At 43.1% G+C, this 4624-nt stretch carries 5 protein-coding genes; 1 reads left to right on the plus strand and 4 read right to left on the minus strand.

From position 1 onward, the window contains the following. The coding region (locus AC1DPZ_RS22355) for a DUF4251 domain-containing protein (protein WP_477407606.1) at nt 1–486 on the plus strand (486 nt) is incomplete at its 5' end. A gap of 77 nt (nt 487–563) precedes the next feature. Here the strand turns inward: AC1DPZ_RS22355 and eutC are convergent. The 4 genes from eutC to AC1DPZ_RS22375 form a co-directional block, all read right to left on the minus strand. Then, nucleotides 564–1316: an ethanolamine ammonia-lyase subunit EutC gene (gene eutC / locus AC1DPZ_RS22360; protein WP_477407608.1), complete on the minus strand. Its 753-nt coding sequence runs from the start codon at nt 1314–1316 to the stop codon at nt 564–566. A gap of 53 nt (nt 1317–1369) precedes the next feature. Continuing rightward, nucleotides 1370–2746, minus strand: a complete 1377-nt coding sequence (locus tag AC1DPZ_RS22365) for an ethanolamine ammonia-lyase subunit EutB (protein ID WP_477407610.1) — start codon at nt 2744–2746, stop codon at nt 1370–1372. Between the two features lie 58 nt (nt 2747–2804). After that, complete coding sequence (gene eat / locus AC1DPZ_RS22370; protein ID WP_477407612.1) at nt 2805–4151, minus strand: ethanolamine permease; 1347 nt, start codon at nt 4149–4151, stop codon at nt 2805–2807. Between the two features lie 149 nt (nt 4152–4300). Beyond that, nucleotides 4301–4624: sugar phosphate isomerase/epimerase family protein (locus tag AC1DPZ_RS22375; RefSeq protein ID WP_477407614.1), on the minus strand; the 324-nt coding region annotated here is incomplete at its 5' end.

A 4624-nucleotide genomic window follows, 5' to 3' on the forward strand; every position in this document is an offset into this window, starting at 1 on the left:
GTTTTTATTGGCATCAATATGGTTAGTGCCCAAAATACACGCAAGGATAGAAAAGCTGCGCACGTCGCCGAAATAAAAGGCCTTATAGAATCTCAAAACTTTGTTTTTGATGCCAACTTTGTAAACCCTTCAAGGGGCAGTGGCCGGTCATTAACCTCAGAATATGATCTTACAGTTACTAAGGATACCATAATAGCTTATCTGCCCTATTTTGGCCGTGCTTATACAGCCCCTCCATACGGATCTATCGAGGGTGGCATCAAATTCACCAACACGCATTTCACCTATGCGATGAAACCAGGAAAAAAAAGCGGCTGGGCTATAACTATTAAACCTACCAATAAAAACATCAGTGATTGGCGGGATGTTCAGTCAATGTACCTTACAATAAGCGAAGATGGTTATGCCTCGCTACAGGTGATTAGTAGTAACCGCGAACCTATCTCATTTAACGGTACCATTGAGAAAAGGCCGGTGAAGAAATGAGCMGAAAGTGGAAAGCCTAAAGCAGGAAGCTTTACCTTATATTAATGTAATCGGCCTACAGCCTTGAGCTTTCGGCTTTAGCCTATCAACCCCGCATTATCTTTCAATTCCACGCCGGATAGCTTCCGTTTAAATGCTTCGCTGATGAGGTAAAAGATCTTTCGGGCGGCTTTTTTATAGGTTAATCCTTTGGGGCGGATGTTTGATACACAATTGCGGGCTTCATCGGTGAGGCCGGGTTTGGGTTTGTAGGTAAGATATGCACCCAAACTATCCGCCGAGCTCAGGCCCGGACGTTCGCCTATCAATACAAGCGATAATTGGGCGTTCAGGTTATAGCCAATATCATCGCCTATGGCAACCCGGCCCTGTTCTACCAGGCTTATGGGCGCCAGTTTAAAAGCGCTTTGAGATAGCAAGGGTATGAGTTCTCTTAACAAACCAATAGCATTTTCATTTATAGCAGTCGCCGAAAGGCCATCAGCTATTATGATAGCTATATCGGTTTCAACAAAATAATCCGTTAATTGATCTGATGAAGCGTCGTTAAGCTTACGGCCCAGGTCAGGCCGCTGCAAGTACTGGCGACGATCACCAACCTGGCTGTGCAGGCAGATAACAGGCAGTTCAAATTGTTTAAGTGATTCACTTAATTGATTGATATCCAATTCAGAATACACCGCATCCCGTGCATGCGCATGGGCCAGCTTAAAATCAAGTGATTGCTTTAGCGGGATGCTTGTACCCACCCGCCCGATAGCTATCCGTGCAGCAGTAAATTCCTGCAAAGCCTTTAATGGTTCTATTTCGTGTGGGAGGTTTCTTTTCATTTTCTAATTTCCAGGACACAATCACCTTTTACCTTTATCCATTCACCTATCTACTAAACCATTGCGCCAAGCAAGCCATGCGATGAACTTACCGGCAGCATATTGCCTTTACTATCAACAATACCTTGTTTTATTAACCACTGTTCAAACTCGGGAGCCGGTTTAAGTCCCAGTACTTTACGCAGGTACAATGCATCATGAAATGATGTTGATTGATAGTTAAGCATAATATCATCTGCACCGGGAATACCCATTACAAAATTGCAGCCAGCCACACCCAACAGGGTAAGCAGGTTGTCCATATCATCCTGGTCGGCCTCAGCATGATTAGTGTAGCAAACATCGCATCCCATAGGCAAACCAAGCAACTTTCCGCAAAAATGATCTTCTAAAGCGGCCCGGATAATCTGCTTGCCGTCATATAAATATTCGGGGCCAATAAAACCTACAACTGTGTTCACCAACAATGGTTTAAACTTGCGGGCTACGGCATAAGCCCTTACCTCGCAGGTTTGCTGATCTACACCGAAATTAGCATTCGCAGATAATGCGCTGCCTTGCCCCGTTTCAAAGTACATTACATTATTGCCAATAGTTCCACGATTGAGGGATAGTGTAGCCTGGTAGGCTTCTTCTATCAATCCCAGGTTGATACCAAAGCTGGTATTGGCCTTTTCGGTACCGGCTATTGATTGAAAACAGAGATCAACCGGCGCTCCTTCATTTATCAATTGCAAAGTAGTAGTAATGTGGCTTAGTACACATGTTTGTGTTGGAATCTCAAACTGGTGCCTGATATTATCCATCAACTTTAACAAATTATTCACCGCCGCCGGACTATCAGTAGCGGGATTAATGCCAATAGTTGCATCACCACTGCCATATAGTAAGCCGTCGATAATACTGGCAGCAACGCCTTTAGGATCATCAGTTGGATGATTAGGTTGCAAACGTGTACTGAAATGCCCTTTTAACCCGATAGTATTACGAAAGCGGGTAACCACCTCGCATTTTTTTGCTATCGCGATCAAGTCCTGGTTACGCATCAGTTTAGATACAGCAGCTACCATTTCGGGTGTAAGGCCGGTTGATATATCATTTAGCGTTGTCTTATCCGTTTCATCGCTAAGAAGCCAGTCGCGAAATTCACCAACAGTTAAATGACTTATTTGATTAAAAGCTATAACATCATGGCTATCAATAATCAGGCGTGTCACCTCATCCTGTTCATAAGGCACAACCACTTCATTCAAAAAAGCTTTCAAAGGTACATCAGCCAACGTGATCTGTGCAGCTACCCGTTCCTCATAACTACCTGCACATACTCCTGCCAGCTCATCTCCCGATCGGTATGGCGAGGCTTTGCCCAGCAAAGTTTTCAGATCATGAAACTTATAAACTTTGTTACGTATAGTGTGTCGATAGGGCATTTATTGGTTCATTAGTTCAATTGTTTGATAAATTCATTGTATTGCCAATGAATTGGCCCTACCCGGCTTCGGTAAATACAGGGGCGGCCATCATTTCATCTGTAAGGGCAACTTTATGTTTCCCCATCAGCATAAAAACTAAAATTACCATGGCTAAGCCGGCAAAAAATATAAGGCTCATCTCCCCATTAAAATAAATGGTAGCAAACAAACATACTATGCAAATAACAAGTGCAATGGCCGGGAAAATAGGATAATAAGGCGCCGCAAAAGGCCTATCCAGGTTAGGTTCCTTTTTTCGCAAAATAAACAGGCTTATCATGCTCATCATATACATTACTACCGCCCCAAGTACCGATAGCATAATGATTTGGTCTGTTTTAAATTTATAGATAAAAATGGAACTTACTATCCCGCCAACAACAAGCGCCCAATGCGGCGTTTTAAAACGATGATTAATACTTGCCAGTCCGCGAGGTAAATAACCACTTCTCGCCATAGCAAATATCTGCCTTGATGAGGCAAGGATGATACCATGCAGAGAGGCAATAAGGCCAAACAAACCAATACTTGCAAATATTTTGGTCAATCCGTTTCCTTTGCCCAGTACAATCCCTATAGCTTCTGGTAAGGGATAATCAAGGCTCTGCAGTTTGTGCCAGTCCGTGACGCCTCCCGTAAGGATCATAACCCCCAATGCCAAAAACACTAAAGTAGCTATTGCCGAAATATAACCTCTGGGAATATTCTTTTTGGGGTCTTTAACTTCTTCGGCCACCATGGCAACACCCTCAATGGCCAAATAAAACCAAACCGCGAAGGGCAAAGCCGCAAAAACACCACTCCACCCAAAAGGCATAGGATCAGTTAGGTAAGTAGCCATTTTAAAATGCGGAGTAACAACTCCCATATAAAGCAGCAGTTCTGCAACTGCCAACAAGGTAATGAAAATAGAAAAMGTGGCCGATTCCTTTACCCCATAGGCATTAAGAATAATAAAAATAACATTAAAGAACATAGCCGTATGCAAAACCGGAATATCATTATTCAGGAAATGCAGATATGTGCCAAGTGCCACTGCAATTGCCGGTGTGGCTACCAAAAAATCGACGAGAGTTGCATAACCGGCAATTAATCCACCGAATGGCCCCATAGCTCTGTATGCGTAGGCAAAAGCTCCGCCCGCGTGAGGAATTGAAGTTGTAAGCTCTGTATAACTGAAAATGAAGGTGATATACATCACTGTGATAACCAACGTAGCTATTAAAAGCCCAACAGTCCCCGATACAGCCCAGCCCAGGTTCCAGCCAAAATATTCGCCTGAAATTACCAGGCCAACAGCAATTGCCCAAAGGTGAATGGGTTTTAAAACTCTTTTTAAGTGATCTGTCGGTGTTGTTGCCATACGCTTTTTAATGTTTTGATTTGCCGCCTTAAGATACTTAAAGGTCAGCTCAAATCAAAATTGGCGTACGTTATAGAATTGTTAAGTAGTGAATATACACTAAAAATCAAAAAATGCCCTCCCCATTCGGGGAGGGTTAGATAGTGCCGTTATACCTTCAAAGTATTTTTTAAATATCCAATACTGCTGGTAATACTGGCCAATGCATCTTTTGGCATATCGTGCTCAATAAAAAAGTGCTGCATACCTGCAGATTTTGCAGCGGCGAAAATGGGTTTAAAATCTATGGTGCCACTACCTACAGGTAATACATTTTCACGAGCTGCATCCAGATCTTTTACATGCCATAGCGGAAAACGACCAGGGTGCTGTTTAAACATTTCGATCGGATTTTTACCACCCTTAATTGCCCATGCCAGGTCGAGCTCCATTTTTACATTTTGCGGGTCGGTTTCACTGAGTAACAGGTCATA

This window comes from Mucilaginibacter sp. P4_G9, from assembly GCF_056400985.1.

Excerpts from the sequence above, each read along its gene's own strand:
- eutC (WP_477407608.1), bottom strand. The coding sequence starts at position 1,316 with ATGAAAAGAAACCTCCCACACGAAATAGAACCATTAAAGGCTTTGCAG.
- AC1DPZ_RS22365 (WP_477407610.1), bottom strand. The coding sequence starts at position 2,746 with ATGCCCTATCGACACACTATACGTAACAAAGTTTATAAGTTTCATGAT.